4 protein-coding genes are annotated in these 3,083 nt (G+C 48.6%); all 4 read left to right on the top strand.

What is annotated here, in order from left to right:
* Window positions 1–4 precede the first annotated feature (4 nt).
* On the top strand, window positions 5–877 hold the full coding sequence (sucD, locus tag WCO51_11675; protein MEI6513914.1) for a succinate--CoA ligase subunit alpha: 873 nt from the start codon (window positions 5–7) through the stop codon (window positions 875–877).
* A gap of 60 nt (window positions 878–937) precedes the next feature.
* On the top strand, window positions 938–1,636 hold the full coding sequence (locus WCO51_11670; protein MEI6513913.1) for a polysaccharide deacetylase family protein: 699 nt from the start codon (window positions 938–940) through the stop codon (window positions 1,634–1,636).
* 51 nt (window positions 1,637–1,687) lie between these two features.
* Complete coding sequence (locus WCO51_11665; protein MEI6513912.1) at window positions 1,688–2,596, top strand: CehA/McbA family metallohydrolase; 909 nt, start codon at window positions 1,688–1,690, stop codon at window positions 2,594–2,596.
* Window positions 2,597–2,721: 125 nt separating this feature from the next.
* Window positions 2,722–3,083: NAD(P)/FAD-dependent oxidoreductase (locus WCO51_11660; protein ID MEI6513911.1), on the top strand; the 362-nt coding region annotated here is incomplete at its 3' end.

The following is a 3,083-nucleotide window of genomic DNA, read 5'->3' as shown; positions in this document are numbered from 1 at the left end:
GATCATGGCTATCCTAATCGATGAGAATACACGTGTTGTAGTTTCGGGAATGACTGGGCGCGAGGGAGAGTTCCACACTCGCCAAATGCTCGAATATGGGACCAAAGTTGTGGCCGGTGTCACCCCAGGCAAGGGTGGCATCGAATTCCTCGGCCTTCCGGTCTTCGACTCTATCGAACAAGCGGTGAAAGCGACCGGCGCTAATGCTTCCGTTAGCTTCGTTCCCCCTCCATTCGCTGCCGACTCGATTGCCGAGGCAGCCAATGCGCATTTACCCTTAGTAATTTCCATCACTGAAGGGATTCCAACTTCAGATATGGTACGGGTTGTCAATATGCTTCGGGCGAAAGGCGAGACACGCTTAATTGGCCCTAACTGCCCAGGGGTAATCACACCAAGCAAATGCAAAATCGGCATCATGCCCGACAACATTTTTACTCACGGCAACATCGGCATGATCTCTCGATCGGGCACCCTAACTTATGAAATCGTATGGGAGCTCACCCGAGTCGGGTTAGGGCAGAGCACCTGTGTTGGTATTGGCGGCGACCCTGTTTTAGGTTCAAGATTCATCGATATCCTGCCTCTTTTTGAAGCCGATCCTGCCACTGATGTTATTGTTTTGGTGGGTGAAATCGGCGGAACCGATGAAGAAGAGGCCGCTGAGTATATCAAGCAGATGAAAAAGCCGGTAATCGGTTTTATTTCCGGCCGCACCGCTCCTCCCGGCAAACGAATGGGTCATGCCGGAGCAATCATCTCGGGCGGCCAAGGCGGCCCTGAATCCAAACTAGCCGCCCTGAAATCCGCCAACACCCCCGTTGCCGACACCACACAGGATATCCCAAGGTTGGTGAGAGAGGCGTTGGGGGCATAAGGGTTTTCTTTTCAAAGTGTCATTCAGAATGACACGGATAAGTATATAAAGGATAGCTCCATGATTGTTGTTCTTGGTTATCATAAGGTTGGGGCGCCGATTATTAAGAAGGAAGATCGGCGGCTGAACGCTTCGCCGGAAGGATTTGCGAGGCAGGTGAATTGGTTTCGGCGGAGAGGGTGGCAGGCGCCTACACCATCGCAACTTGCTAACAATCACTTCGACCCCAAGCGCAACACCGTGGTCTTTACTTTTGACGATGCTTATGAAAAGACAGTCGAAACGGCAGCGCCTATTCTTCAAGCAGCGGGATTTACAGGTTCATTTTTCGCAGTCTCCTCGATGGTTGGGCAAAACAGTCAATGGGATGGAGATCGGGGCACGCCGCTTGCCGATTGGCCGACCCTTAAAAAATGGGCAGAGCAGGGGTTTGCAATTGATAACCATTCCCGAACTCACTGTTGGAACGCCAAGCTTTCGGCGGACGAACTGGAGGCTGAGGTGATGGACGCTGAAGAAGCGATCTTTGCCAATATCGGCATGCGTTCGAAGGTGTTTTGCTACCCGTATGGCTTCTATAACAAACAAGTTCTAGATACTCTTCGCAAGCACGACTACACGGTTTCATTTACTGTTAAAAGAGGGTTTGTTACCCCTGAAAGCCCTCGTTTGGAACTACCGCGGGTGATGGTAGCCTATAGCGATGGCTTGATGGGGCTGCTTTATCGGCTCTATCTTCGTCCAAAGCTAGGGCGCTAAGGGAGGAGATTTAAGTGTACAATTCCACCATACGCAATCGAAAGGAACAACATGGCTTGGTTTAAGGGAAGTTTACATACGCACAGCACGAATAGTGATGGGGATGCATCACCTGCGGAACTTGTGGAAGTTTATGCTGCGCTTGGTTATGATTTCCTCTATATTACCGATCACGTACTCGTTACATCGGTGGAGGAATTTAAAAATGAAGATATTCTCGTGATGACGGGGACTGAGATCGGTATTGGAATTGCTGATGGACGTTGGGCAGAAGTCAATGCTTTGGGAATCCCATATAGCTTCAAGAACCCTACTGCCAAAGCCACAATGAGCGAAACTCTCCAAACCATTTCAGAGACTGTTAGCGATTGCGGCGCTATTTCCCAGATAAATCACCCAAACATTGGTTGGAACCTAAATTCCAGCGATATAACCCCTACCAAGGGCATCAAGTTGATTGAGGTCAGCAACTGCTACCCAAACAATAACAACCTTGGCGGCGGAGACAAGCCGAGTACAGATGAGCTTTGGGGCCAACTGCTTTCGGCTGGGATGAAAATTTTCGGCACCGCAACCGATGATTGCCACACTATTCACTGTCCAAACTGGGCGGATTATCAAAATCTTGCGCTTCCAGGCAAAGGCTGGGTTGTCGTTCGAGCCGATAAAAAAACTCCCGAAGCTATTCAGCAAGCCCTCATAAATGGCGACTTCTATTCTTCCACAGGCATAATTCTCGACGAAATCGAAGTTACGGACACGGAATATTCCCTACGAATTCAGTGCCACTTCGGCTCGCTTTTTACAACACTATTTCTAGGACAAGATGGCCAACTCCTGAAAATTGACACAAGCCTAACCCCGAGTTACTCCTTCGATGGCACCGAAACTTATGTTCGCGCCAAAATATTTGAATCCTGTGGGAGAAAAGCATGGGTTCAACCCGTATGGAGGAAGTAATAGAAAACGGATTAAAGAGCTTGCGAGTTCGAAATTTGTTAGGGTTCTGGAAGTATTCATAATTAATTGAGCCGATAATAACAGCCAACTTGTTGGGACGATGAAGGAGGACAAAGCAACGCTCGTTGCTTAAGCTGAAAATGATCGAAAATGAACTAGACGACCTTATCATTATCGGGGCAGGTCCGGTAGGCCTGTTCGGAGCATTTTACGCAGGCTTGCGTGGAATGAAAACGAAGATCATAGATAGCCTGCCAGAATTAGGTGGTCAACTTACTGCCCTCTATCCGGAAAAGTACATCTTCGATATGCCGGGATTCCCGAAAATTATGGCCAAGGAACTTGTTGCCCAGCTTGTTCAGCAAGCAATGAGTTACAATCCGACGGTCGTTTTAGAGGAACGCTGCACCACTTTAGAAAAAGTTGGAGATAATTGGAAGCTCAGCACCACTAAAGGACACGATCATTTTGCCAAGACGATTATTAT

This window comes from bacterium (genome assembly GCA_037131655.1).
Lineage (GTDB): Bacteria > Armatimonadota > Fimbriimonadia > Fimbriimonadales > JBAXQP01 > JBAXQP01.
This window is presented reverse-complemented; position numbering and strand designations above follow the sequence as displayed.